This window comes from Pseudomonas sp. UBA6699 (assembly GCF_002454615.1).
Lineage (GTDB): Bacteria > Pseudomonadota > Gammaproteobacteria > Pseudomonadales > Pseudomonadaceae > Aquipseudomonas > Aquipseudomonas juntendi.
Genome location: NZ_DKJF01000064.1, coordinates 5125 through 30693 on the forward strand (window position 1 = coordinate 5125; position 25569 = coordinate 30693).

Below are 25569 nucleotides of genomic sequence, written 5' to 3' on the forward strand. Positions count from 1 at the left end.
TTTTGCTTTTGCTTTTGCTTGCAGCTTGCAGCTGCTTCCACCGGGTTCCGTTTGCCCGCGGTCTGTGGTATAACATGCGCCGCTTTCGGGCACGACCCCGTCAGCATTTAACCCACACACGTGTCGACACGATGACCTGGGTGCCCCGAGTTGCAGAATTCGCGGGTTGGTCATTGGGATACGTGGAGGCCCAACCCGACTTATCAAGGAACTATCATGTCCCAAGTCAATATGCGCGATATGCTGAAGGCCGGTGTGCACTTCGGCCACCAGACCCGTTACTGGAACCCGAAAATGGGCAAGTACATTTTCGGCGCGCGTAACAAGATCCACATCGTCAACCTGGAAAAAACCCTGCCAATGTTCAACGACGCTCTGTCGTTCGTAGAGCGCCTGGCCCAGGGCAAGAACAAGATCCTGTTCGTCGGCACCAAGCGTTCCGCCGGCAAGATCGTCGCCGAGCAAGCTGCTCGTTGCGGTTCGCCATACGTTGACCACCGTTGGTTGGGCGGCATGCTGACCAACTACAAAACCATCCGCGCCTCGATCAAGCGTCTGCGCGACCTGGAAACCCAGGCCGAAGATGGCACTTTCGCCAAGCTGACCAAGAAAGAAGCCCTGATGCGCTCCCGCGACCTGGAAAAACTGGATCGCAGCCTGGGCGGCATCAAGGACATGGGTGGTCTGCCAGACGCTCTGTTCGTTATCGACGTTGATCACGAGCGCATCGCGATCACCGAAGCCAACAAACTGGGTATCCCGGTTATCGGCGTTGTCGATACCAACAGCAGCCCGGAAGGTGTTGACTACATCATCCCAGGTAACGATGACGCCATTCGCGCTATCGAGCTGTACATGACTTCGATGGCTGACGCTGTCATCCGCGGCCGCAACAACGTTGCCGGCGGCACTGAAGTCTACGCTGAAGAAGCGGCTGCACCTGCTGCTGAGTAATAGGCGCTAGCGTCTACTTGGCACGCGAAAAGGGGGCTCTGCCCCCTTTTTGCCACCTTGAAATCCTGCTGTCAGCATCGGCCCCGCATCATGGGCCTGCTGGAACACAAGCAGCGGATTTGCAGAATTTAACGCCCGTGACCAACGGGTGGAATGGTTGAAAAACTTTCCAAGAGGATTTTGAAATGGCAGCAATTACTGCAGCGCTGGTCAAAGAACTGCGCGAGCGTACCGGCGAAGGCATGATGGATTGCAAAAAGGCCCTGGAAAAGGCCGGCGGCGACATCGAAAAAGCCATTGACGACATGCGTGCCTCGGGCGCCATCAAGGCCGCCAAAAAGGCTGGCAACGTCGCTGCTGAAGGCGCTATCGCGGTCAAGACCGACGGTAAATCCGCCGTTCTGCTGGAAGTGAACTCGCAGACCGACTTCCTGGCCCTGCAAGACGACTTCAAGAACTTCGTTGCTGAAAGCCTCGAAGAAGCCTTCGCCCAGAAGCTGACCGACGCTGCGCCGCTGATCGCTTCGCGTGAAGCTGCTCGTGAAGCCCTGGTCGCCAAGTGCGGCGAGAACGTCAACATCCGCCGCCTGGTGCGCGTTGAGGGTGACGTTGTGGGTGCCTACCTGCACGGCAACAAGATCGGTGCCGTTGTTGTCCTGAACGGCGGCGACGTCGAGCTGGCCAAGAACATCGCCATGCACGTGGCTGCGTCGAACCCTGAGTTCCTGGATTCGTCGGAAATCTCCGCCGAGGCCATCGAGCGTGAGAAGGGCGTGTTCCTGCAGCTGAACGCTGACAAGATCGCCGGCAAGCCAGAGAACATCGTTGAGAACATGATCAACGGCCGTATCACCAAGTTCAAGGCTGAAGCCTCGCTGAAAGAGCAGGCTTTCGTCATGAACCCGGAAGTCAAAGTTGGCGAGCTGGCCAAGAAAGCCGGTGCTGAAATCGTTTCCTTCACCTACTTCAAAGTAGGCGAGGGCATCGAGAAGCCAGTCGACGACTTCGCTGCTGAAGTTGCCGCTCAGGTAGCTGCTGCCAAGCAGTAAGACAGCCCCGTCTGTCGCCCCAAAGAGGCTGCCCGCTCACGCGCGCAGCCTCTTTGTCAAAGCGGGAACGGTTTACAGAAACCGCTGCTCGCGGACGCAATCGTTGCGTCACGTTACAGTTACAAGCAGGCTCAAGCAGCCCGCAAGAATTTTACAAACGCCGCAGGAGAGATTCGCAATGGCTCAGCAGGGCAGTGGTCATCAGGCTCGCTATAAACGCATTCTACTCAAACTTAGCGGCGAGGCCCTGATGGGCTCGGAAGAGTTCGGGATCGACCCCAAGGTTCTGGATCGCATGGCGCTGGAGGTCGGCCAACTGGTCGGCATCGGTGTTCAGGTAGGCCTGGTGATCGGTGGTGGCAACCTGTTCCGTGGCGCGGCGCTCAGTGCAGCCGGCATGGACCGTGTTACCGGCGACCACATGGGGATGCTGGCCACCGTGATGAATGCCCTGGCCATGCGCGACGCGCTGGAGCGGGCGAACATCACTGCCATCGTCATGTCGGCGATCTCCATGGTGGGTGTCACCGATCATTACGACCGTCGCAAAGCCATGCGTCACCTCAACGCCAAGGAAGTCGTGATTTTCGCCGCCGGTACTGGCAACCCGTTCTTCACCACCGACTCTGCCGCTTGCCTGCGCGCCATCGAAATCGATGCCGACGTGGTATTGAAGGCAACCAAGGTCGATGGTGTATACACTGCAGATCCATTCAAGGACCCGCATGCCGAGAAGTTCGATCATCTGACCTACGATGAAGTGCTGGATCGCAAGCTGGGGGTAATGGATCTCACGGCAATCTGCCTGTGCCGCGACCACAAGATGCCGCTGCGCGTCTTCAACATGAACAAGCCCGGCGCCCTGCTGAACATCGTGCATGGCGGCGCGGAAGGAACTCTGATCGAGGAAGTCCAGAAATGATCAACGATATCAAGAAAGACGCGCAGGAGCGCATGACCAAGTCTCTCGAGGCCCTGGCTCGCAACCTGGCGGCCATCCGTACGGGTCGCGCTCACCCAAGCATCCTGGATACCGTCAGGGTCACTGCCTGGGGCAGCGAGATGCCGCTGAACCAGGTGGCTGCAATCACCGTCGAAGATGCCCGCACGCTGAAGATCGTCGCCCACGACAAGAACCTCAGCGCGGCTATCGAAAAAGCCATCCTCACCTCTGACCTGGGCCTGAACCCGTCCAGCGCCGGTACCACCATTCGCGTGCCGATGCCGGCCCTGACCGAGGAAACCCGCAAGGGCTATACCAAGCAGGCCAGCGCTGTTGCCGAAGACGCCAAGGTAGCCGTGCGCAACGTGCGCCGCGACGCCCTGGCCGACCTGAAGAAGCTGACCAAGGACAAGGAAATCAGTGAAGACGAAGAGCGTCGCGCCGCTGATGACATCCAGAAGCTGACCGACAAGTTCGTTGCCGAGGTCGATGCTGCCTTCAAGGCCAAGGAAAAGGACCTGATGGCCGTCTGAGGCCGGGGTTTTTTAATGGAAAAGACCAAGCCAGCGGTGCCGTCCTCGGTGCCGCGTCATGTCGCGATCATCATGGACGGCAACAACCGCTGGGCAAAAAAACGCCTGCTGCCCGGCGTTGCCGGGCACAAGGCGGGTGTCGACGCCGTTCGCGCGGTCATCGAAGTCTGTGCCCAGTCCGGGGTCGAGGTGCTGACCCTGTTCGCCTTCTCCAGTGAAAACTGGCAGCGCCCCGCCGAAGAAGTCGGTGCGCTGATGGAACTGTTCTTCTCGGCCCTGCGCCGTGAGGCCAAGCGCCTCAACGAAAACAATATCAGCCTGCGCATCATCGGTGACCGCTCGCGGTTCCACCCGGAGTTGCAGGCTGCCATGCGCGAGGCCGAGGCGCTGACCGCCGGCAACAACCGCTTCATCCTGCAAATCGCTGCCAACTACGGCGGCCAGTGGGACATTGCCCAGGCCGCGCAACGGCTGGCGCGGGAAGTGCAAGCCGGGCACCTGCGCCCGGACGACATTACCCCTGGCCTGCTGCAGACGTGCCTGGCAACCGGTGAGCTGCCGTTACCGGACCTGTGTATCCGCACCGGTGGCGAGCATCGCATCAGCAATTTCCTGCTGTGGCAGCTGGCATATGCCGAGCTGTATTTCTCCGACCTGTACTGGCCGGACTTCAAACACGAGGCCATGCGTAAAGCCCTGGCCGATTTCGCTTCGCGCCAGCGCCGCTTTGGTAAGACCAGCGAGCAGGTCGAGGCTGGAGCTCGTGCTTAATGCTTAAACAACGCATCATTACCGCGCTGATCCTGCTGCCGATTGCGCTGGGTGGTTTCTTCCTGCTCAACGGTGGGGATTTTGCCCTGTTCATCGGCTTCGTAGTGACCCTCGGTGCCTGGGAGTGGGCGCGCCTGGCCGGCCTGATGGCCCAGCCGCTGCGCATTGCCTACGCCCTGGTGGTGGCCGGGGCGCTGATGCTGCTGTACATCCTGCCGGAGCTGGCCCCCTGGGTGCTCGGCGCCGCAGTGATCTGGTGGGGGTTGGCGACCTGGCTGGTGCTGACCTATCCACGCAGCAGCGAGTTGTGGGCCAGTGCTGCCTGCCGGCTGCTGATCGGCCTGCTGGTATTGCTGCCCGCCTGGCAGGGGTTGGTGCTGCTCAAGCACTGGCCGCTGGGCAACTGGCTGATTCTCTCGGTCATGGTGCTGGTGTGGGCTGCCGATATCGGCGCGTACTTCTCTGGCCGTGCATTCGGCAAGCGCAAGCTGGCCCCGCAGGTCAGCCCCGGCAAAAGCTGGGAAGGCGTGTATGGCGGGCTGGCGGTCAGCTTGTTGATCACCCTCGGTGTGGGCATAAGCCGCGACTGGGGCGTCGGCCAGGTGCTGCTCGGCCTGCTGGGTGCTGCGCTGCTGGTGATGGCCTCGGTGGTCGGTGATCTGACCGAGAGCATGTTCAAGCGCCGCTCCGGCATCAAGGACAGCAGCAACCTGCTCCCCGGCCACGGCGGTGTGCTCGACCGCATCGACAGCCTGACGGCAGCGATCCCGATCTTTGCCGTGTTGTTGTGGGCTGCCGAATGGGGTGTCATGTGACTCGCCCGCAACGTATCACCGTGCTCGGTGCCACCGGCTCCATCGGCCTGAGCACCCTGGACGTGATTGCCCGGCACCCTGATCGCTACCAGGCGTTCGCCCTCAGTGGCTATTCGCGTGTGGACGAACTGCTGGCCCTGTGCGTGCGCCACCGCCCGGCGTTCGCCGTGGTGCCGAGCAGTGAAGCGGCCATGCGGTTGCGTGCAGGTCTGGCGGCGGCCGGTTGTGCAACCGAGGTGCTCGAAGGCGACGCCGGGCTGTGCCAGGTGGCGTCGGCAAGCGAAGTGGACGCCGTGATGGCGGCCATCGTCGGGGCTGCCGGCTTGCGGCCCACCTTGGCGGCTGTCGAGGCGGGCAAGAAGGTCCTGCTGGCCAACAAGGAAGCGCTGGTGATGTCGGGGGCCCTGTTCATGGACGCCGTGCGGCGCCATGGCGCTGTGCTGCTGCCGATCGACAGCGAGCACAACGCTATCTTCCAGTGCATGCCTGGCGACTATGCCCGTGGCCTGAGTGCGGTGGGGGTGCGGCGGATCCTGCTGACGGCTTCCGGTGGCCCGTTCCGTGAAACGCCCGTCGAAGCGCTGATGGGGGTGACCCCGGAGCAAGCCTGTGCGCACCCTAACTGGTCGATGGGGCGCAAGATCTCCGTGGATTCGGCCAGCATGATGAATAAAGGGCTGGAACTGATCGAAGCCTGTTGGCTGTTCGATGCTGCGCCGGCCAAGGTCGAAGTGGTGGTGCACCCGCAGAGCGTGATCCACTCGCTGGTCGACTACGTGGATGGCTCGGTCCTTGCCCAGCTGGGCAACCCGGACATGCGCACCCCGATCGCCAACGCCCTGGCCTGGCCCGAACGGATCGACTCCGGGGTGGCGCCGCTGGACCTGTTCGCGGTCGCCCGTCTGGATTTCCAGGCGCCCGACGAACAACGCTTCCCTTGCCTGCGCCTCGCGCGGCAGGCTGCCGAAGCCGGCAACAGTGCCCCTGCCGTGCTCAATGCCGCCAACGAAGTGGCGGTGCAAGCATTTCTCGAGCGGCGTATTCGCTTCCCGGAGATCGCGGGTATGATCGAACAGGTACTCGAGCAGGAACCTGTGGTGCCTCTGCCTTCCCTGGACGCGGTATTCGCCGCCGACCAGCGGGCCCGGGAGCTTTCCCGGGAGTGGCTGCGCCGCCACGGCCGCTGATGCAGGCTCGCTACGGTGCGTGGGGGGCAGGGTATTGCCCCGCCCCGCTGAATATCATTCGGAGATGGACATGACAGCGCTCTACATGATTATCGGCACCCTCGTGGCCCTGGGGGTGCTGGTGACCTTTCATGAATTCGGCCACTTCTGGGTCGCGCGCCGCTGTGGCGTGAAGGTGCTGCGTTTTTCGGTGGGCTTCGGCACGCCGTTGCTGCGCTGGCATGACCGCCATGGCACCGAGTTCGTCGTGGCGGCGATCCCGCTGGGCGGTTACGTGAAGATGCTCGACGAGCGCGAAGGTGATGTGCCGCCGGCGTTGCTCGGCCAGTCGTTCAACCGCAAACCGGTAGGCCAGCGTATCGCCATTGTCGCGGCCGGCCCGATTGCCAATTTCCTGCTGGCAATCTTGTTCTTCTGGCTGCTGGCGATGCTGGGTACCCAACAGGTTCGCCCGGTCATTGGTAGCGTCGATGCCGGCAGCCTGGCGGCGTCGGCCGGGCTGGCCGCAGGTCAGGAAATCGTCTCTGTGGACGGCAAGCCGACCAGCGGTTGGGCGGCGGTCAACCTGCAGCTGGTGCGGCGCCTGGGCGAGAGCGGCACCTTGCAGGTTGGCGTGCGCGACGATGGCGCCAGTGCCGAGCGCCAGTTGCAGGTCAAGCTGGACAGCTGGTTGAAGGGCGCCGATGAGCCAGACCCGATCCAGTCCCTTGGGCTGCACCCATGGCGCCCGGCAATTGCGCCGGTGCTGGCCGAGATCGACCCGAAAGGGCCGGCTGCCGCTGCGGGCCTCAAGAGCGGTGACAAGCTGCTGGCGGTCGACGGCGTTGCCGTGACCGAATGGCAGCAGGTGGTCGACAGTGTACGTGCCCGGCCGGATGCCAAGGTGGAGGTCCGCGTGGAGCGCGACGGTGCTGCCCTCGACGTGCCGGTGGTCCTGGCCCACAAGGGCGAGGGCAAGGCCGTTGCCGGGTACCTGGGTGCCGGGGTCAAAGGTGGCGAATGGCCTGCCAGCATGCTTCGCGAAGTCAGCTATGGCCCGCTGGAGGCGGTGGGCGAGGGCTTGTCACGCACCTGGAACATGAGTGTCCTTACCCTCGAATCGCTGAAGAAAATGCTGTTCGGGGAGCTCTCGGTAAAAAACTTGAGTGGACCGATAACCATTGCTAAAGTGGCGGGCGCTTCAGCCCAGTCCGGCATCGGGGATTTCCTGAATTTCCTCGCCTACCTGAGCATAAGCCTGGGGGTTCTTAACCTGCTGCCCATCCCGGTACTCGATGGGGGGCATTTGCTGTTTTATCTGGTCGAGTGGGCGCGCGGTCGTCCGCTGTCGGATCGGGTGCAAGGTTGGGGGGTCCAGATCGGTATCAGTTTGGTCATAGGGGTGATGTTGCTCGCCCTGATCAACGATCTGGGTCGACTATAAAGCTTCGCTCAATTGCGAACCCGCCGTTCTTTCACGGCGGGTTGTTTATTGCCAGTTGGAATAAAAGGACTTCATGAAACGTCTGCTGCTAACTGCGGTCATGTCCGCACTGATGATCGCTGAAGTTCACGCCGAGTCCTTCACCATCTCCGATATTCGCGTCAACGGCCTGCAGCGGGTTTCCGCCGGCAGCGTGTTCGGTGCCTTGCCGCTGAACGTCGGTGACCAGGCTGATGACCGCCGCCTGGTGGACTCGACCCGTTCCCTGTTCAAGACCGGGTTCTTCCAGGACATCCAGTTGAACCGCGATGGCAATGTGCTGATCATCAACGTGGTCGAGCGCCCGTCGGTGTCGAGCATCGAGATCGAAGGCAACAAGGCGATCAGCACCGATGACCTGATGAAAGGCCTGAAGCAATCCGGCCTGGCCGAAGGCGAGATCTTCCAGCGTGCCACCCTTGAAGGCGTGCGTAACGAACTGCAGCGCCAGTACGTGGCCCAGGGCCGCTACTCGGCCGAGGTCGACGCCGAGGTGGTGCCGCAGCCGCGCAACCGCGTGGCACTGAAGATCAAGATCAACGAAGGCACGGTCGCGGCCATCCAGCACATCAACATCGTCGGCAACAACGTGTTCGACGACGATACCCTGGGCCAGTTGTTCGAGCTGAAAACCACCAACTGGCTGTCGTTCTTCAAGAACGACGACAAGTACGCCCGCGAAAAGCTGTCCGGTGACCTTGAGCGCCTGCGTTCCTACTACCTGGACCGCGGCTACATCAACATGGACATCGCCTCGACCCAGGTGTCGATCACGCCAGACAAGAAGCACGTCTACATCACCGTCAACATCAACGAAGGCGAGAAGTACACCGTTCGCGACGTGAAGCTGTCCGGTGACCTCAAGGTGCCGGAAGACCAGGTCAAGTCGCTGCTGCTGGTGCAGCCTGGCCAGGTATTCTCGCGCAAGGTGATGACCACCACGTCCGAGCTGATCACCCGCCGCCTGGGCAACGAGGGCTACACCTTCGCCAACGTCAACGGCGTGCCACAGCCGAACGAACAGGACCACACGGTAGACATCATGTTCGTGGTCGACCCGGGCAAGCGTGCCTACGTCAACCGCATCAACTACCGCGGTAACACCAAGACCGAAGACGAAGTGCTGCGTCGCGAAATGCGCCAGATGGAAGGCGGGTGGGCGTCGACCTACCTGATCGACCAGTCCAAGACCCGCCTCGAGCGCCTGGGCTTCTTCAAGGAAGTCAACGTCGAGACCCCACCGGTGCCCGGCACCGATGACCAGGTCGACGTCAACTACAGCGTGGAGGAGCAAGCCTCCGGTTCGATCACCGCCAGCGTCGGTTTCGCCCAGAGCGCGGGCCTGATCCTGGGTGGTTCGATCAGCCAGAGCAACTTCCTCGGCACCGGTAACAAGGTGTCCATCGGCTTGACCCGGTCGGAATACCAGACCCGCTACAACTTTGGCTTCGTGGACCCCTACTTCACTGCCGACGGCGTGAGCCTGGGCTACAACGCCTTCTACCGCAGCACCAACTACGATGACCTCGATGTCGACGTGGCCAGCTATGCGGTGGACAGCCTCGGTGCAGGTGTGAGCCTGGGCTACCCGATCAGCGAAACTTCGCGCCTGACCTACGGCCTGAGCGTGCAGCAGGACAAGATCAAGACCGGCAAGTACACCGTCGACGAGATCTTCGACTTCCTCAATCAGGAAGGCGACAACTTCCTCAACTTCAAGGCGTCGATCGGCTGGTCCGAGTCGACCTTGAACAAAGGTGTGCTGGCGACCCGCGGTCACTCGCAAAGCCTGACCCTGGAATCGACCATTCCAGGCAGCGACCTGTCGTTCTACAAGCTCGACTACCGTGGCCAGCTGTTCCAGCCGATCAACAATGACTACACCCTGCGCCTGCACACCGAGCTGGGCTATGGTGATGGTTATGGCAGCACCTCCGGCCTGCCGTTCTACGAGAACTACTTCGCGGGTGGCTTCAACTCCGTCCGCGGCTTCAAAGACAGCAGCCTGGGGCCACGCAGCACCCCGAGTACCGGCAAGAATGGTACTGCGGTGGACCCGGATCAGGACCCGCTGCCATTTGGTGGCAACGTGCTGGTACAAGGTGGCGTCGAGCTCCTGTTCCCGCTGCCGTTCGTCAAGGACCAGCGTTCGCTGCGCACCTCCGTGTTCTGGGATGTGGGTAACGTGTTCGACACCAACTGCGGCAAGAAGCCTGATTGCGAGAAGGTCGGTTTCTCGGGCATGGCCAGTTCGGTCGGCCTGGGCGTGACCTGGATTACTGCACTGGGCCCGCTGAGCTTCAGCCTGGCAATGCCGGTCAAGAAGCCGGACGATGCCGATACCCAGGTGTTCCAATTCTCTCTGGGCCAGACCTTCTAAGGTCGGCCCTTGCTTAACGACAACGGTTTATCCAGGAGTGCATCGTGCGTAAATTGGCTCAACTGGCCGTAGTGGCCGCGGCGCTGGTCGCCACCCCGGCTTTCGCCGAAATGAAGGTTGCCGTGCTGAACTATCAGATGGCCCTGCTGGAATCGGACGCCGCCAAGAAGTACGCGGTGGATGCCGAGAAGAAATTCGGCCCGCAACTGACCAAGCTGAAAAGCCTGGAAAGCAGCGCCAAGGGTATCCAGGACCGCCTGATCAAGGGCGGCGACAAGATGCAGCAGCAGGAGCGTGAGCGCCTGGAGCTCGAGTTCAAGCAAAAAGCCCGCGACTTCCAGTTCCAGTCCAAGGAGCTGAACGAAGCCAAGGCCGTTGCCGACCGTGACATGCTCAAGCAGCTGAAGCCGAAGCTGGATGGCGCTGTCGAGGAAGTGATCAAGAAAGGCGGTTACGACCTGGTTCTCGAGCGTGGCGCGGTCATCGATGTCAAACCTCAGTACGACATCACCCGCCAGGTCATCGAGCGCATGAACCAAGCCCGTTGATATGAGTGTGACCATGACGCTAGGCCAGCTGGCCGAGGCCCTCGGTGCCACCCTGAAGGGGCCCGAGGCGCTGCAGATTACCGGGCTGGCCACCTTGCAAGAGGCTGGCCCCGGGCAGTTGACCTTCCTGGCCAACCCGCAGTACCGCAAGTACCTGGATAACTGCCAGGCCGGCGCGGTGCTGCTCAAGGCCGCGGACGCCGAAAGCTTTGCCGGCAATGCCCTGGTCGTGGCCGACCCGTACCTGGCTTATGCGCGCATTTCCCACCTGTTCGATCCGAAACCCAAGGCTGTGGCGGGAATCCATCCCAGCGCCGTGGTGGCCGAGGATGCCCAGGTAGATGCCAGCGCCAGCATCGGGCCGTTCGCGGTCATCGAAAGTGGCGCCCGTATCGGCGCCAACGTGAGCATTGGTGCACATTGCTTCATTGGTGCCCGTTGCGTGGTGGGTGAAGGCGGCTGGCTGGCACCGAGGGTCACGTTGTATCACGACGTCACCATCGGCAAGCGCGTGGTCATTCAGTCGGGTGCGGTGATCGGCGGCGAGGGCTTTGGCTTCGCCAACGAGAAGGGCATCTGGCGCAAGATCGCCCAGATTGGCGGCGTTACCATCGGCGATGATGTGGAAATCGGCGTCAACACGGCGGTCGACCGTGGCGCGCTGTCGGACACGCGCATCGGCGATGGGGTCAAGCTGGATAACCAGATCCAGATCGCCCACAACGTGCAGATCGGCGACCACACCGCCATGGCTGCGTGTGTCGGTATTTCCGGCAGCACGCGCATTGGCAAGCACTGCATGCTGGCGGGTGGCGTGGGGCTGGTGGGGCACATTGATGTTTGCGATAACGTATTCATTTCCGGAATGACCATGGTTACCCGCTCGATCACCGAGCCGGGCTCCTATTCTTCCGGTACGGCCATGCAGCCATTGGCTGACTGGCGCAAGAGCGCCGCGCGTATCCGCCACCTGGACGATATGGCCAAGCGCCTCCAGCAGCTGGAAAAACGCGTCGATACCGTGACCTCAGGTGGCCAGCCGGCATCAGAAGGCTGATACCATTCCCTGAGCAAGAGTGAACAGTCGCTAGCTGGCTCCTCTTTGGATTGCAAAAGGAGCGTGCGGTCAGCACCTGCGCTCCCTATTCTTATTACAGGCTTCCCCCCCGAAATGATGGACATCAACGAGATTCGCGAATACCTGCCTCACCGTTACCCGTTCCTGCTGGTGGACCGCGTGACGGAGCTGGACTACGAGGCCCAGAGCATTCGTGCCTACAAGAATGTCAGCATCAACGAGCCGTTCTTCAATGGCCACTTCCCGGCGCACCCGATCATGCCGGGCGTCCTGATCATCGAAGCCATGGCCCAGGCGGCCGGTATCCTGGGTTTCAAGATGCTCGATGCCAAGCCTGCCGATGGCACCCTGTATTACTTCGTCGGCTCCGACAAGCTGCGTTTCCGCCAGCCGGTGCTGCCGGGTGACCAGTTGGTACTGGAAGCCAAGTTCCTCAGCCGCAAGAGCATGATCTGGAAGTTCGAATGCCGCGCCCTGGTCGACGGCAAGCCGGTGTGCTCGGCAGAAATCACCTGCGCGGAACGCTCCCTATGAATTCGATTGATCCTCGGGCCATCATCGATCCCTCGGCCAAGCTCGCCGACGGTGTCGAGGTGGGCCCTTGGTCGATCGTGGGCCCCGATGTCGAGGTCGGGGAGGGCACCGTTATCGGCCCGCATGTTGTGTTGAAGGGGCCGACCCGCATCGGCAAGCACAACCGTATCTTCCAGTTTTCGTCGATTGGCGAAGACACCCCGGACCTCAAGTACAAGGGTGAGCCGACGCGCCTGGTGATTGGCGACCACAACGTGATCCGCGAAGGGGTGACCATTCACCGTGGGACCATTCAGGACCGTGCCGAAACCACCCTGGGTGACCACAACCTGATCATGGCCTATGCCCACATCGGCCACGACAGCGTCATCGGTAACCACTGCATTCTGGTCAACAACACGGCCCTTGCCGGGCATGTGCATGTGGGCGACTGGGCGATCCTGTCCGGCTACACCCTGGTGCACCAGTACTGCCATATCGGTGCCCACGCGTTTTCCGGCATGGGTACGGCGATCGGCAAGGACGTGCCGGCCTTCGTGACCGTGTTCGGTAGCCCGGCCGAAGCCCGTAGCATGAACTTCGAGGGCATGCGCCGGCGCGGTTTCAGTGCCGAAGTGATCCACGTGCTGCGCCGCTGCTACAAGATTGTCTATCGTCAGGGCCTTACCGTCGAAGACGCACTCAAGGAGCTGGCCGAGCCTGCTGCGCTGCACCCTGAGGTCGAGCTGTTCCGCCAGTCGATCGTGAACTCCGCTCGCGGCATCACCCGCTGACATGGCCCGGCTTTGCGTAGCGCTGGTGGCCGGTGAGGCCAGCGGCGATATTCTGGGTTCAGGCCTGATGCGTGCCCTCAGGGAGCGCCACCCCGACATACGCTTTATCGGGGTGGGCGGCCCTTTGATGGAAGCCGAAGGCCTGCAATCCTATTTCCCGATGGAACGCCTGGCGGTCATGGGCCTGGTGGAGGTGCTGGGGCGCCTGCGCGAGCTGCTCAAGCGGCGCAAACTGCTGATCCAGACCCTGATCGATGAAAAGCCGGATGTGTTCATCGGTATCGATGCGCCTGACTTTACCCTCAACATCGAGCTGAAACTGCGGCAGGCCGGGATCAAGACTGTGCACTATGTCAGCCCGTCGGTCTGGGCCTGGCGGCAGAAGCGGGTGCTGAAGATCCGCGAAGGCTGCGACCTGATGCTGACCCTGCTGCCGTTCGAGGCGCGGTTCTATGAAGAGCAGGGCGTGCCGGTGCGCTTTGTCGGCCACCCGCTGGCCGACACCATCCCGCTGCAGGCCGACCGCGCAGCTGCGCGTGCCACACTGGGCCTGGGCGAGGGCCCGGTGGTGGCCCTGATGCCGGGCAGCCGCGGCGGCGAGGTTGGCCGCCTGGGGGCGTTGTTCCTCGATGCTGCCGAGCGCCTGTGCCACCACGTACCGGGCGTGCGCTTCGTACTGCCGTGTGCCAATGCAGCGCGGCGCGCTCAGGTCGAGCAGATGCTCGAAGGGCGGCAGTTGCCGCTGATGCTGCTCGATGGCCAGTCGCACCAGGCCCTGGCCGCCTGCGATGCGGTGTTGATCGCTTCGGGTACCGCCACCCTCGAAGCCTTGCTGTACAAGCGGCCGATGGTGGTGGCTTACCGCCTGGCGCCGCTGACCTACTGGATTCTCAAGCGGCTGGTGAAAAGCCCCTACGTGTCGTTGCCAAACCTGTTGGCGCAGCGTGAGCTGGTACCTGAACTGCTGCAGGACGCTGCCACCAGCGAGGCGTTGGCCAATACCCTGGTACCGTTGTTGCGCGATGGGAGCCGGCAGACCGAACGTTTCGACGAAATTCACCGCACCCTGCGCCGCGACGCCTCCAATCAGGCGGCCGAGGCGGTGCTGGCCCTGCTCAAGGACCGCTGACATGCAATTTGGACTGGACTTCAACCTGGTCGAAGACCTGGTCGCCGGCGTTGACGAAGTGGGCCGTGGCCCGCTGTGCGGTGCGGTGGTAACGGCAGCGGTGATCCTCGACCCAACCCGGCCGATTCTCGGCCTGAACGATTCGAAAAAACTCACGCAAGCCAAGCGCGAGGCTCTTTTCGACGAGATTTGCGAAAAGGCCCTGAGCTTTTGCATCGCCCGTGCCGAGGTCGAGGAAATCGACCGGCTCAATATCCTGCAGGCCACCATGCTGGCCATGCAGCGCGCGGTCGAAGGCCTGCACGTTACACCGAAGCTTGCGCTGATCGACGGCAACCGCTGCCCGAAACTGGCCGTGCCGGCAGCGCCGGTGGTCAAGGGCGATAGCCAGGTCCCGGCGATTGCGGCAGCCTCGATTCTGGCCAAGGTCAGCCGTGACCGTGAAATGAGCGCGTTCGAGCTGATCTACCCCGGTTACGGTATCGGCGGGCACAAGGGCTACCCCACGCCGGTACATCTGGAGGCCTTGGCCCGGCTTGGGCCTACGCCCATTCATCGGCGTTCGTTCGCACCGGTGCGGGCCGCCTGGGACGCGCGTGAGGGCGTCATCGGTTCGCTGGTCTGACCAATGGGCCGTTATCCGGGGCCCTTGCAGGCGCTTTAGCCGCGAACACCGGCACAGCCGGTGCCGTGCACCGCGTCGCCTGGTTCGCGGGTAAACCCGCTCCTACACGCAGCCCCAAAACCCCCGCGCAATTAAGCTACAATCCCGCCCTTGTCGTTCAGCACTGCTACAGGATCTCCCATGTCGGTTCCCTTCGTTCACCTGCGCGTCCACTCTGAATTCTCGCTGGTTGACGGCCTGGTGCGGATCAAGCCGCTGGCCAAGGCGCTGGCCGGGATGAACATGCCAGCAGTGGCCATCACCGACCAGAGCAACATGTGCGCGCTGGTGAAGTTCTACAAGACGGCCATGGGCGCCGGCATCAAACCGATCTGTGGTGCAGACCTGTGGCTGGCCGGCGCCGACCCGGAAGCGCCGCTGTCGCGCATCTGCCTGCTGGCCATGAACCCCAAGGGCTATCGCAACCTCACCGAGCTGATCTCGCGCGGCTGGACCGACGGCCAGCGCAACGGCCTGGTGATCCTGCAGCGTGAATGGATCGCGCCGGCCAGCGAAGGCCTGATCGCCTTGTCGGCCGGCAAGGAAGGTGACATCGGCATGGCCCTGCTGGCCGGCCGTGACGACGAAGCCCAGGCCCTGCTGCAAGACTGGATGGGCATGTTCCCCGAGCGCTTCTACGTAGAAGTGCAGCGCACCAACCGCGCCCGCGACGAGGAATATGTGCATGCTGCCGTGGCCCTGGCCGACAGGCTCGGCGCGCCGCTGGTGGCCACCAACGACGTGCGTTTCATCAAGCAGTCCGATTTCGACGCCCATGAAACCCGGGTTTGCATCGGTGAAGGCTGGACCCTCGACGACCCCCGCCGGCCGCGTTGCTACAGCGACCAGCAGTACCTCAAGTCGTCCGAGGAAATGGCCGAGCTGTTCAGCGACCTGCCCGATGCCATCGCCAACACCGTCGAAATCGCCAAGCGTTGCAACATCCAGGTGCAGTTGGGCAAGTACTTCCTGCCCGACTTCCCCACGCCCAACGGCATGGGCATCGACGACTACCTGCGGCACGTGTCCCACGAGGGCCTGGAAGAGCGCCTGGCGGTCCTGTGGCCGAAGGAGACCACGCCCAATTACGAAGAGAAGCGCCAGGTTTACCTTGACCGGCTGAAGTTCGAACTGGACATCATCATCCAGATGGGCTTCCCCGGTTACTTCCTGATCGTGATGGACTTCATCAAGTGGGCCAAGAACAACGACGTGCCGGTAGGCCCTGGCCGTGGTTCGGGCGCAGGTTCGCTGGTGGCCTATGTGCTGAAGATCACCGACCTCGACCCGCTGGCCTATGACCTGCTGTTCGAGCGCTTCCTCAACCCTGAACGTATTTCCATGCCCGACTTCGACGTCGACTTCTGCATGGATGGCCGTGACCGGGTGATCGACTATGTGGCCGAGGCTTATGGCCGCAACGCGGTCAGCCAGATCATCACCTTCGGCACCATGGCTGCCAAGGCGGTGGTGCGTGACGTGGCACGGGTTCAGGGCAAGTCCTACGGCCTGGCCGACCGCCTGTCGAAGATGATTCCGTTCGAAGTGGGCATGACCCTGGAGAAGGCCTACGAGCAGGAAGAGATCCTGCGTGACTTCCTCAAGGGTGACGAGGACGCCCGCGAAATCTGGGACATGGCGCTGAAGCTCGAAGGTGTGACCCGGGGTACCGGCAAGCACGCTGGTGGCGTGGTGATCGCCCCGACCAAGCTCACCGACTTCTCACCGATCGCCTGTGACGAAGAAGGCGGCGGCCTGGTAACCCAGTTCGACAAGGATGACGTCGAGGCGGCGGGGCTGGTGAAGTTCGACTTCCTTGGCCTGCGTACCCTGACCATCATCAAGTGGGCCATGGAGATCATCAACCGCGAGCAGGCCAAGAAAAACCTGCCCGACGTGAATATCGACTTCATCCCGCTGGACGACCGCAAAACCTACGAGCTGTTGCAGAAGGCCGAAACCACGGCGGTATTCCAGCTTGAATCGCGTGGCATGAAGGAGCTGATCAAGAAGCTCAAGCCCGACTGCCTGGAAGACCTCATCGCACTGGTGGCACTGTTCCGCCCCGGCCCGCTGCAATCGGGCATGGTGGACGACTTCATCAACCGCAAGCACGGCCGTGCCGAGCTGGCCTACCCGCACTCCGACTACCAGTACGACGGCCTCAAGCCAGTGCTGGCCCCCACCTACGGCATCATCCTGTACCAGGAGCAGGTGATGCAGATTGCCCAGGTGATGGCCGGCTACACCCTCGGTGGCGCCGACATGCTGCGCCGGGCCATGGGCAAGAAAAAGCCCGAGGAAATGGCCAAGCAGCGCGGTGGTTTCATCGAAGGCTGCGTGGCCAACAATATCGATGCGGACCTGGCAGGCAACATCTTCGACCTGGTAGAGAAGTTCGCCGGTTACGGCTTCAACAAATCCCACTCCGCGGCCTACGGCCTGGTGTCGTACCAGACTGCCTGGCTGAAAACCCACTACCCGGCACCGTTCATGGCGGCGGTGCTGTCGGCGGACATGCACAACACCGACAAGGTAGTGGTGCTGGTGGAGGAGGTGCGCAGCATGAAGCTGCGCTTGGATGCGCCGGACGTGAACTTCTCCGATTTCAAGTTCACCGTGAACGACGACGGCCGTATCGTCTACGGCCTGGGCGCCATCAAGGGCGTCGGCGAAGGCCCGGTAGAGGCCATCGTCGAAGCCCGTGCCCAGGGCGGGCCGTTCAAGGACCTGTTCGACTTCTGTGAGCGCATCGACCTCAAACGGGTCAACAAGCGCACCCTCGATGCGCTGGTGCGCAGTGGCGCGCTGGACCGGTTGGGCCCGCATTTCCATGACGAAATCAAGGCCTACCATGCCCATATCGACATCAACCGGGCGACCTTGCTTTCGGCACTGGGTGAGGCCATCAAGGCCGCCGAGCAGGCCGCGCATACCGCGGACAGTGGCCATGTCGACTTGTTCGGGGGCATGTTCGACGCGGCGGATGTCGATGTTTACGCCAACCACCGCAAGGTGCGCGAGCTGACCCTGAAGGAACGCCTGAAAGGCGAAAAGGACACCTTGGGGCTGTACCTGACCGGCCACCCGATCGACGAGTACGAAACCGAGATTCGCCGCTTCGCCCGCCAGCGCATCATCGACCTCAAACCGTCGCGTGAAACCCAGACCATCGCCGGCATGATCATTGCGCTGCGGGTGATGAAGAACAAGAAGGGTGACAAGATGGGCTTCGTCACCCTGGATGACCGCTCCGGGCGGATCGAGGCCTCGTTGTTCGCCGACGCCTATATCGCGGCGCAGTCGTTGCTGCAGGCCGACGCCATGGTGGTGGTCGAAGGGGAGGTCAGCAATGACGACTTCTCCGGTGGCTTGCGCCTGCGGGTCAAGCAGGTCATGACCATGGAAGACGCGCGCACCAAGCTGGCCGAAAGCCTGCGCCTGAAGGTGGCGCACGAAGCCTTGAAGGGCGACCGGCTGAAATGGCTGGGCGAACTGATCACCCGCCACCGCGGTGCCTGCCCGATCACGCTGGAGTACACCGGCAGTGACGCCAAGGCCATGTTGCAGTTTGGCGAGCAGTGGGCGATCGACCCTGCCGATGGGCTGATTCAGGCACTGCGTGACCAGTTCGGACGTGAGAACGTCTTCCTGCAATATCGTTGAACCGACAAAAATTTAATCTCGACCTGAATGCGCCTGATCCCTTAAGGTATGGCGCCAAACGGATCAACCGGCCGGCCGCCTGGCCGTAGACCCAAGACGGATGACTATGAACCCGAATTTTCTCGATTTCGAACAGCCGATTGCCGACCTGCAAGCCAAGATCGAAGGCCTGCGCCTGGTGGGTAACGACAATTCGCTGAACATCAGCGATGAAATTGCCCGTCTGCAAGACAAGAGCAACACCCTGACCGAAAGCATCTTCGGCAACCTGACCAGCTGGCAGATTGCACGCCTGGCGCGTCACCCACGTCGTCCCTACACCCTGGACTACCTGGAACACATCTTCACCGAGTTCGAAGAGCTGCACGGCGATCGCCACTTCTCCGATGACGCTGCCATCGTCGGCGGCACTGCGCGCCTGGATGGCAAGCCGGTCATGGTCATCGGCCACCAGAAAGGCCGCGAAGTACGCGAAAAGGTGCGCCGCAACTTCGGTATGCCGCGCCCTGAAGGTTACCGCAAGGCCTGCCGCCTGATGGAAATGGCCGAGCGCTTCAAGATGCCGATCCTGACCTTCATCGACACCCCGGGTGCCTACCCGGGCATCGACGCCGAAGAGCGCAACCAGAGCGAAGCCATCGCCTGGAACCTGCGGGTGATGGCGCGCCTGAAAACCCCGATCATCGCCACCGTGATCGGTGAAGGTGGGTCGGGCGGTGCACTGGCCATTGGTGTCTGCGACCAGCTGAACATGCTGCAGTACTCCACCTATTCGGTGATCTCGCCAGAAGGTTGCGCCTCGATCCTGTGGAAGACCGCCGACAAGGCTGCCGATGCTGCCGAAGCCATGGGCATTACCGCCGAGCGTCTGAAGAGCCTGAACATCGTCGACAAGGTCATCCAGGAGCCGCTGGGCGGCGCTCACCGTGACCCGGCTGCGATGTCGGAAAGCATCCGCGCTGACCTGGTGCAGCAGCTGGACATGCTCGGCAAGTTCGACAATGACGCGCTGCTGGCCCGTCGTTACGAGCGCCTGATGAGCTACGGGCTCTGATTCCGTGATGTGATCCGGGGGCCGCTTTGCGCCCCATTCGCCGGCAGGCCCGCGCTCTCATGGTGTGGGACCTGGCTTGCCGGCGAATGGGGTGCAAAGCACCCCCGGCGATCTCAAGCCATGTGAGGCCTTCATGATCAACCTCACCCCCTGGCGCAACGCCCCCACCTGGTACATCGCCTTCTCCGGCGGCCTCGACTCTACCGTCCTCCTGCACCTGCTGGCCGACTACGCTCGCAGCCACGCAGCGCCGCCCTTGCGTGCGGTTCATGTCCACCATGGCCTGCAAGCCGCCGCCGACGCCTGGCCCGCCCATTGCCAGGCCGTCTGCGCCAACCTCGGCATCGCACTTGAGGTAATCCACGTTCAGGTCAGCCCCGGCGCCAGCCTGGAACAGGCGGCCCGCGACGCCCGCTATGCGGCTTTCCAGCAAACCCTCGGTCCGGGCGACATTCTGTTCACCGGCCAGCACTGTGACGACCAGGCTGAAACCCTGCTGTTGCGCTTGCTGCGCGGTGCCGGTTTGCGTGGCCTGGCGGCCATGCCGTGGCAGCGGCCGCTAGGGCAGGGCAGCCTGGTCAGGCCGTTGCTGGGCTGTGCCCGGCAGCAGTTGCAGGCCTATGCGCAGGCCCGCGGGCTCGCCTGGATCGACGACCCTTCCAACGCTGACACCCGTTTTGCCCGCAACTTTCTGCGCCGGGAGGTGATGCCGCAGTTGCAGCAGCGCTGGCCACAGGTTGGCCAGAATTTCGCCCGTGCCGCCGAGCATCTGGGCGAGGCGCTTGGCCTGCTCGACGAACTGGCCCAGGGCGATCTGGTGACCGCGCAGCAGGGGGCGCCTGCCGCCTGGCCGGGGCTGGCCTCCCTCGACCTGGCTAGCCTGGTGGCGCTGTCGCCGGCGCGCCAGCGCAACGCCTTGCAGTACTGGCTGAGCCAACGCACGCGGCTGCCCGATACCCGCCATTGGGCGGGTTGGGCAGACCTGCGCGATGCCGCCGCCGATGCCCAGCCGGTGTGGCGGCTGACCGACGGGCAGTTGCAGCGTAGCCAAGGGCGCATCTGGTGGCTGAGTGGCGACTGGCTGCAGCCAGCCGCCGGTCAGCTGGCCTGGCCGGATCCAGGTGTGCCGTTGCCACTGCCGGGCAACGGTAACGTGCGGCTTGTTGGTGCAGCCGGGGTTGGCGGGCTGCGGGTTGGCTACCGCCAGGGCGGCGAAATACTGGAGGTGCCCGGGCGCGGCCGGCGCGACCTCAAACGCCTGCTCAACGAGCAGCAGGTGCCGCATTTCCTGCGTGCGCGCCTGCCCTTGCTGTACCAGGGCGAACGCCTGCTGGCAGTGGCCAATTTGCCCGGGCTGGGGCAGGCGGGTTGGCAGTTGCACTGGCAGTTACCGACGAACGCGCAAGGTTTGAGCTGAAGGGTACATTCGGGTAGACTACCCTCCCTTCTTGATACAGCTTCTGTGGGTTCCGCGAAAACACAGGAGTTGCCGATTACCAAGCAGTTTTTTGCTGGGCTGATTCTGAAATGACGAGCGAGCTCCATGCCGGGGATACCCCTGGTCTGTACAGACGCGGCAGTTGTTCGAGATGCACTGTGATTGACGCAGGTGATCGGGGGCTTCGGCCTTCCTTCGCTTTCTCCGGCGGCGCTGGCCGCCTTAACGCAGACTTCTAGGGTTTTTCATGACGCGCTACATATTCGTCACGGGCGGTGTTGTTTCTTCATTGGGGAAAGGCATTGCCTCGGCTTCCCTGGCGGCCATCCTGGAAGCGCGGGGCCTGAAGGTCACCATGCTCAAGCTGGATCCGTACATCAACGTCGACCCGGGCACGATGAGCCCGTTCCAGCATGGTGAAGTGTTCGTCACCCACGATGGCGCCGAGACCGACCTCGACCTGGGCCACTACGAGCGGTTCATCCGCACCACCATGACCCAGAACAACAACTTCACCACCGGCCGTATCTACGAGCACGTGCTGCGCAAAGAGCGCCGTGGTGATTACCTGGGCGCGACCATCCAGGTCATTCCGCACATCACCGACGAAATCAAGCGCCGCATCATCAAGGGTGCTGGCGACGCCGACGTGGCCCTGGTGGAAATCGGCGGTACCGTGGGCGACATCGAGTCGCAGCCATTCCTCGAGGCCATTCGCCAGTTGCGCGTCGAAGTGGGTTCCAAGCGCGCGATGCTGATGCACCTGACCCTGGTCCCGTACATTGCCACTGCTGGCGAAACCAAGACCAAGCCGACCCAGCACTCGGTCAAGGAACTGCGCTCCATCGGCCTGCAGCCAGACGTGCTGATCTGCCGTTCCGACCACCCGGTCGATGCTTCCTCGCGCCGCAAGATCGCGCTGTTCACCAACGTTGAAGAGCGTGCGGTGATTTCGCTGGAAGACGTCGACACCATCTACAAGATCCCGGGTGTGCTGCACGCACAGGGCCTGGACGACTTCGTCGTCGAGCGCTTCGGCCTGCAATGCAACGGTGCCGACCTGTCCGAGTGGGACAAGGTGGTCGATGCCAAGCTCAACCCTGAGCACGAAGTGACCATCGCCATGGTCGGCAAGTACATGGAACTGCTGGATGCGTACAAGTCGCTGATCGAAGCGATGAGCCACGCCGGTATCACCAACCGTACCAAGGTCAACCTGCGCTACATCGACTCGGAAGACATCGAGAACCAGGGCACCAGCCTGCTCGAGGGTGCCGATGCCATCCTGGTCCCCGGCGGTTTCGGCCTGCGCGGCGTGGAAGGCAAGATCACTGCGGTTCAATATGCCCGTGAGAACAAGGTGCCGTACCTGGGCATCTGCCTGGGCATGCAGGTCGCGGTGATCGAATTCGCCCGTAACGTCATGGGCTGGAAAGACGCCAACTCCACCGAGTTCGACCGCAACAGCGGCCACCCGGTCGTCGGCCTGATCACCGAGTGGGCCGACGCCACCGGTGCGGTCGAAACCCGTGACGAGGCCTCCGACCTGGGCGGCACCATGCGTCTGGGTGCACAGGACTGCCAACTGGCGGCCGGCTCCAAGGTGCACGATTGCTATGGCAAGGACGTGATCACCGAGCGCCACCGCCACCGTTACGAGGTCAACAACAACCTGCTGCCACAGCTGGTTGACGCCGGCCTGGTGGTTTCCGGCCGTTCCGAAGACGGCGCGCTGGTCGAAGTGGTCGAGTCCAAGGACCACCCATGGTTCGTTGCCTGCCAGTTCCACCCGGAGTTCACCTCCACCCCGCGTGACGGTCATCCGCTGTTCAGCGGCTTCGTCAAGGCGGCCCTGGCGCAGAAGAACAAGGCCTGATTTTTTCGGGTCTTTGGTGAGTTTTCCGACGGTTAAGTCCGCGCGAGGCTCATTTCTCGGGTAAAGTACGCCCCGATCTACCCCTGACCACTCGGTCAGGGGTTGCTTTTGCCAGGCCTGCCTGCTGCGTCCCTGCCTGGTGAAAGGCAAGAATTCCCTAAAGCTGCGTTGTTTTCGTCAATTCTGGAGTGCTTACAACAATGGCAAAAATCGTCGACATCAAAGGTCGTGAAGTTCTCGACTCGCGTGGCAACCCCACCGTGGAAGCCGATGTACTGCTCGACAACGGCATCATCGGCAGCGCTTGCGCGCCGTCCGGTGCTTCCACCGGCTCGCGCGAAGCGCTGGAGCTGCGTGATGGCGACAAGAGCCGTTACCTGGGCAAGGGCGTGCTGAAGGCTGTCGCCAACATCAACGGCCCTATCCGCGACCTGCTGCTGGGCAAGGACCCGGCTGACCAGAAGGCCCTGGACCGCGCCATGATCGAGCTGGACGGTACCGAGAACAAGGCCAAGCTGGGCGCCAACGCCATCCTGGCTGTTTCCCTGGCTGCCGCCAAGGCCGCTGCCCAGGACCAGGACCTGCCGCTGTACGCGCACATCGCCAACCTGAACGGCACCCCAGGCCAGTACTCCATGCCGGTTCCGATGATGAACATCATCAACGGCGGCGAGCACGCCGACAACAACGTCGACATCCAGGAGTTCATGGTTCAGCCGGTTGGCGCCAAGACCTTCTCCGACGGCCTGCGCATGGGCACCGAAATCTTCCACCACCTCAAGGCTGTGCTCAAGGCCCGTGGCCTGAACACTGCCGTGGGTGACGAAGGTGGCTTCGCCCCTAACCTGGCCTCCAACGAAGATGCCTTGGGTGCAATCGCCGAAGCCGTCGAAAAAGCCGGCTATAAACTGGGCACCGACGTGACCCTGGCACTGGACTGCGCCGCTTCCGAATTCTACGAAGACGGGAAGTACAGCCTGTCCGGCGAAGGCAAGTCCTTCGATGCCGAAGGTTTCGCAGACTACCTCAAAGGCCTGACCGAGCGCTTCCCGATCATCTCCATCGAAGATGGCCTGGACGAGTCGGACTGGGCTGGCTGGAAAATCCTCACTGACAAGATCGGTGAAAAGGTTCAGCTGGTTGGCGACGACCTGTTCGTGACCAACACCAAGATCCTCAAGGAAGGCATCGAGAAGGGCATCGGTAACTCGATCCTGATCAAGTTCAACCAGATCGGCTCGCTGACCGAAACCCTCGAAGCCATCCAGATGGCCAAGGCTGCCGGCTACACCGCGGTGATTTCGCACCGTTCCGGTGAAACCGAAGACTCGACCATTGCCGACCTGGCCGTAGGTACCGCTGCGGGCCAGATCAAGACCGGTTCGCTGTGCCGTTCCGACCGCGTATCCAAGTACAACCAACTGCTGCGTATCGAAGAGCAACTGGGCGCCAAAGCGGTTTACCGTGGTCGTGCCGAGTTTCGCGGCTAAGCAAGAGATGGTAAAAAGGCAGCAGCCGGAGTTGTAGGAACGTTCTTACTGAACTTTCCTTCTTCCCAACGGGTTTCTGTCAACGAAGCCTGGCCTCGGCCAGGCTTCGTGCTATTCGAGCTCCCGTAAAATGCGCGGCAGCCTTTTTGACCTGGATAACGTGATGCGCAGTCCCTATTGGGTGTTCCTTATTCTGCTCCTGCTGCTGGGTGGCCTGCAGTATCGTCTGTGGGTCGGCAATGGCAGCCTGGCGCAAGTGACCGAGCTGAAGCAGCAGATCGCTGAGCAGCACGCCGAAAACGAGCGCCTGCTGGAGCGTAATCGCGTGCTCGATGCTGAAGTGCTGGAGCTGAAAAAAGGCATGGAGACCGTTGAAGAGCGGGCTCGCCATGAATTGGGGATGGTCAAGGAGGGTGAAACCCTCTTCCAGTTGCCACAGAAATGATCGATACCTTACCGGCCTTCTGGGCCGTGATTCCAGCGGCGGGCGTAGGCGCCCGCATGGCTGCCGACCGCCCCAAGCAGTATCTGGAGCTGGCAGGGCAGACCCTTCTCGAGCACAGCCTCGACTGTTTTCTTGGCCACCCGACGCTTAACGGCGTGGTGGTCAGCATTGCCGAACACGACCCTTACTGGCCTGCCCTGGGCTGTGCCAGCGACCCGCGTATCCAGCGCGCGGCGGGCGGGCGCGAGCGCGCCGATTCGGTACTCAATGCCTTGCTGCTGCTGCATGCCCAAGGGGCGGCGGACAGCGACTGGGTGCTGGTGCACGATGCTGCGCGGCCCAACCTGGCGCGTAGCGACCTGGACAAGCTGCTGGCGGAGTTGGCGGATGACCCGGTGGGTGGCCTGCTGGCGGTGCCGGCGCGCGACACGCTCAAACGTGCCGATGGCAAAGGCCGGGTCAGCGCCACCGTTGACCGCAGCACCATCTGGCAGGCCTACACGCCGCAGATGTTCCGCCTGGGGGCGTTGCACCGGGCGCTGGCCGAGTGCCTGGTGTCGGATGTCGTCGTAACCGATGAAGCTTCTGCCATCGAATGGTCCGGGCAGGCGCCGCGGCTGGTCGAAGGGCGCAGCGACAACATCAAGGTGACCCGGCCGGAAGACCTGGAGTGGTTGCGCCAGCGCTGGGCAGGTCGACGCTGAGATCGCCGGGTCCGCTGCGCGGCCCATTCGCAGGCAAGCCAACTCCCACAGGGATCGCATCAGGGCTGATAGGTGT

The 25569-nt window shown here is 62.5% G+C and carries 22 protein-coding genes; all 22 read left to right on the forward strand.

Annotation, left to right across the window (positions count from 1 at the left end):
- Nucleotides 1-216 precede the first annotated feature (216 nt).
- The gene (gene rpsB / locus B3361_RS12935; RefSeq protein ID WP_003252287.1) at nt 217-954 is read left to right on the forward strand and encodes a 30S ribosomal protein S2; all 738 of its coding nucleotides are present in this window, start codon (nt 217-219) and stop codon (nt 952-954) included.
- Nucleotides 955-1139: 185 nt separating this feature from the next.
- Entirely contained in the window at nt 1140-2003 is an 864-nt protein-coding gene (gene tsf / locus B3361_RS12940) for a translation elongation factor Ts (protein ID WP_009686951.1), read from the forward strand.
- Between the two features lie 178 nt (nt 2004-2181).
- Nucleotides 2182-2925, forward strand: a complete 744-nt coding sequence (gene pyrH, locus B3361_RS12945) for a UMP kinase (RefSeq protein WP_009686950.1) — start codon at nt 2182-2184, stop codon at nt 2923-2925.
- Complete coding sequence (gene frr, locus B3361_RS12950) at nt 2922-3479, forward strand: ribosome recycling factor (protein WP_029886984.1); 558 nt, start codon at nt 2922-2924, stop codon at nt 3477-3479. The genes pyrH and frr overlap by 4 nt, the downstream gene beginning before the upstream one ends.
- 15 nt (nt 3480-3494) lie before the next feature.
- Nucleotides 3495-4250: a polyprenyl diphosphate synthase gene (uppS, locus tag B3361_RS12955; RefSeq protein ID WP_009686947.1), complete on the forward strand. Its 756-nt coding sequence runs from the start codon at nt 3495-3497 to the stop codon at nt 4248-4250.
- On the forward strand, nt 4250-5065 hold the full coding sequence (locus B3361_RS12960) for a phosphatidate cytidylyltransferase (RefSeq protein WP_029886983.1): 816 nt from the start codon (nt 4250-4252) through the stop codon (nt 5063-5065). Before uppS ends, B3361_RS12960 begins: the two co-directional genes overlap by 1 nt.
- Nucleotides 5062-6252, forward strand: coding sequence for a 1-deoxy-D-xylulose-5-phosphate reductoisomerase (ispC, locus tag B3361_RS12965; protein WP_029886982.1), 1191 nt, complete (start codon nt 5062-5064; stop codon nt 6250-6252). The genes B3361_RS12960 and ispC overlap by 4 nt, the downstream gene beginning before the upstream one ends.
- 70 nt (nt 6253-6322) lie before the next feature.
- The gene (gene rseP, locus B3361_RS12970; protein ID WP_154211803.1) at nt 6323-7675 is read left to right on the forward strand and encodes an RIP metalloprotease RseP; all 1353 of its coding nucleotides are present in this window, start codon (nt 6323-6325) and stop codon (nt 7673-7675) included.
- A gap of 73 nt (nt 7676-7748) precedes the next feature.
- Nucleotides 7749-10094, forward strand: coding sequence for an outer membrane protein assembly factor BamA (gene bamA / locus B3361_RS12975; RefSeq protein ID WP_029886980.1), 2346 nt, complete (start codon nt 7749-7751; stop codon nt 10092-10094).
- A gap of 44 nt (nt 10095-10138) precedes the next feature.
- A complete protein-coding gene (locus B3361_RS12980) occupies nt 10139-10642 on the forward strand; it encodes an OmpH family outer membrane protein (RefSeq protein ID WP_003252311.1) in 504 nt (167 codons plus the stop codon).
- Between the two features lies 1 nt (nt 10643).
- The gene (gene lpxD, locus B3361_RS12985) at nt 10644-11699 is read left to right on the forward strand and encodes a UDP-3-O-(3-hydroxymyristoyl)glucosamine N-acyltransferase (RefSeq protein WP_029886979.1); all 1056 of its coding nucleotides are present in this window, start codon (nt 10644-10646) and stop codon (nt 11697-11699) included.
- Nucleotides 11700-11813: 114 nt separating this feature from the next.
- On the forward strand, nt 11814-12254 hold the full coding sequence (gene fabZ, locus B3361_RS12990) for a 3-hydroxyacyl-ACP dehydratase FabZ (protein ID WP_004375427.1): 441 nt from the start codon (nt 11814-11816) through the stop codon (nt 12252-12254).
- Complete coding sequence (gene lpxA / locus B3361_RS12995; RefSeq protein WP_009686941.1) at nt 12251-13027, forward strand: acyl-ACP--UDP-N-acetylglucosamine O-acyltransferase; 777 nt, start codon at nt 12251-12253, stop codon at nt 13025-13027. The genes fabZ and lpxA overlap by 4 nt, the downstream gene beginning before the upstream one ends.
- A 1-nt stretch (nt 13028) precedes the next feature.
- Nucleotides 13029-14156 carry a lipid-A-disaccharide synthase gene (gene lpxB, locus B3361_RS13000; RefSeq protein ID WP_154211804.1) on the forward strand — a complete coding sequence of 376 codons (1128 nt, stop codon included), beginning with the start codon at nt 13029-13031 and terminating at the stop codon, nt 14154-14156.
- Between the two features lies 1 nt (nt 14157).
- Nucleotides 14158-14781 (forward strand): ribonuclease HII, encoded by a 624-nt coding sequence (gene rnhB / locus B3361_RS13005; protein ID WP_029886977.1) that lies wholly within the window; start codon nt 14158-14160, stop codon nt 14779-14781.
- 180 nt (nt 14782-14961) lie between these two features.
- Complete coding sequence (gene dnaE / locus B3361_RS13010) at nt 14962-18486, forward strand: DNA polymerase III subunit alpha (protein WP_154211805.1); 3525 nt, start codon at nt 14962-14964, stop codon at nt 18484-18486.
- A 106-nt stretch (nt 18487-18592) separates the two neighbouring features.
- Nucleotides 18593-19540: an acetyl-CoA carboxylase carboxyltransferase subunit alpha gene (locus tag B3361_RS13015; protein WP_009686937.1), complete on the forward strand. Its 948-nt coding sequence runs from the start codon at nt 18593-18595 to the stop codon at nt 19538-19540.
- Nucleotides 19541-19673: 133 nt separating this feature from the next.
- Complete coding sequence (gene tilS / locus B3361_RS13020) at nt 19674-20957, forward strand: tRNA lysidine(34) synthetase TilS (protein ID WP_029886975.1); 1284 nt, start codon at nt 19674-19676, stop codon at nt 20955-20957.
- 268 nt (nt 20958-21225) lie between these two features.
- Complete coding sequence (locus tag B3361_RS13025; protein WP_012270851.1) at nt 21226-22854, forward strand: CTP synthase; 1629 nt, start codon at nt 21226-21228, stop codon at nt 22852-22854.
- A gap of 200 nt (nt 22855-23054) precedes the next feature.
- Entirely contained in the window at nt 23055-24344 is a 1290-nt protein-coding gene (eno, locus tag B3361_RS13030) for a phosphopyruvate hydratase (RefSeq protein ID WP_029886974.1), read from the forward strand.
- Between the two features lie 163 nt (nt 24345-24507).
- Complete coding sequence (gene ftsB, locus B3361_RS13035; RefSeq protein ID WP_009686932.1) at nt 24508-24789, forward strand: cell division protein FtsB; 282 nt, start codon at nt 24508-24510, stop codon at nt 24787-24789.
- Entirely contained in the window at nt 24786-25493 is a 708-nt protein-coding gene (gene ispD, locus B3361_RS13040; RefSeq protein WP_009686931.1) for a 2-C-methyl-D-erythritol 4-phosphate cytidylyltransferase, read from the forward strand. The genes ftsB and ispD overlap by 4 nt, the downstream gene beginning before the upstream one ends.
- Nucleotides 25494-25569: the final 76 nt, after the last annotated feature.

Coding starts and splice junctions, on each gene's coding strand:
- rpsB (WP_003252287.1), top strand. CDS start 217: ATGTCCCAAGTCAATATGCGCGATATGCTGAAGGCCGGTGTGCACTTC.
- tsf (WP_009686951.1), top strand. CDS start 1,140: ATGGCAGCAATTACTGCAGCGCTGGTCAAAGAACTGCGCGAGCGTACC.
- pyrH (WP_009686950.1), top strand. CDS start 2,182: ATGGCTCAGCAGGGCAGTGGTCATCAGGCTCGCTATAAACGCATTCTA.
- frr (WP_029886984.1), top strand. CDS start 2,922: ATGATCAACGATATCAAGAAAGACGCGCAGGAGCGCATGACCAAGTCT.
- uppS (WP_009686947.1), top strand. CDS start 3,495: ATGGAAAAGACCAAGCCAGCGGTGCCGTCCTCGGTGCCGCGTCATGTC.
- B3361_RS12960 (WP_029886983.1), top strand. CDS start 4,250: ATGCTTAAACAACGCATCATTACCGCGCTGATCCTGCTGCCGATTGCG.
- rseP (WP_154211803.1), top strand. CDS start 6,323: ATGACAGCGCTCTACATGATTATCGGCACCCTCGTGGCCCTGGGGGTG.
- bamA (WP_029886980.1), top strand. CDS start 7,749: ATGAAACGTCTGCTGCTAACTGCGGTCATGTCCGCACTGATGATCGCT.
- lpxD (WP_029886979.1), top strand. CDS start 10,644: ATGAGTGTGACCATGACGCTAGGCCAGCTGGCCGAGGCCCTCGGTGCC.
- fabZ (WP_004375427.1), top strand. CDS start 11,814: ATGATGGACATCAACGAGATTCGCGAATACCTGCCTCACCGTTACCCG.
- lpxA (WP_009686941.1), top strand. CDS start 12,251: ATGAATTCGATTGATCCTCGGGCCATCATCGATCCCTCGGCCAAGCTC.
- lpxB (WP_154211804.1), top strand. CDS start 13,029: ATGGCCCGGCTTTGCGTAGCGCTGGTGGCCGGTGAGGCCAGCGGCGAT.
- rnhB (WP_029886977.1), top strand. CDS start 14,158: ATGCAATTTGGACTGGACTTCAACCTGGTCGAAGACCTGGTCGCCGGC.
- dnaE (WP_154211805.1), top strand. CDS start 14,962: ATGTCGGTTCCCTTCGTTCACCTGCGCGTCCACTCTGAATTCTCGCTG.
- B3361_RS13015 (WP_009686937.1), top strand. CDS start 18,593: ATGAACCCGAATTTTCTCGATTTCGAACAGCCGATTGCCGACCTGCAA.
- tilS (WP_029886975.1), top strand. CDS start 19,674: ATGATCAACCTCACCCCCTGGCGCAACGCCCCCACCTGGTACATCGCC.
- B3361_RS13025 (WP_012270851.1), top strand. CDS start 21,226: ATGACGCGCTACATATTCGTCACGGGCGGTGTTGTTTCTTCATTGGGG.
- eno (WP_029886974.1), top strand. CDS start 23,055: ATGGCAAAAATCGTCGACATCAAAGGTCGTGAAGTTCTCGACTCGCGT.
- ftsB (WP_009686932.1), top strand. CDS start 24,508: ATGCGCAGTCCCTATTGGGTGTTCCTTATTCTGCTCCTGCTGCTGGGT.
- ispD (WP_009686931.1), top strand. CDS start 24,786: ATGATCGATACCTTACCGGCCTTCTGGGCCGTGATTCCAGCGGCGGGC.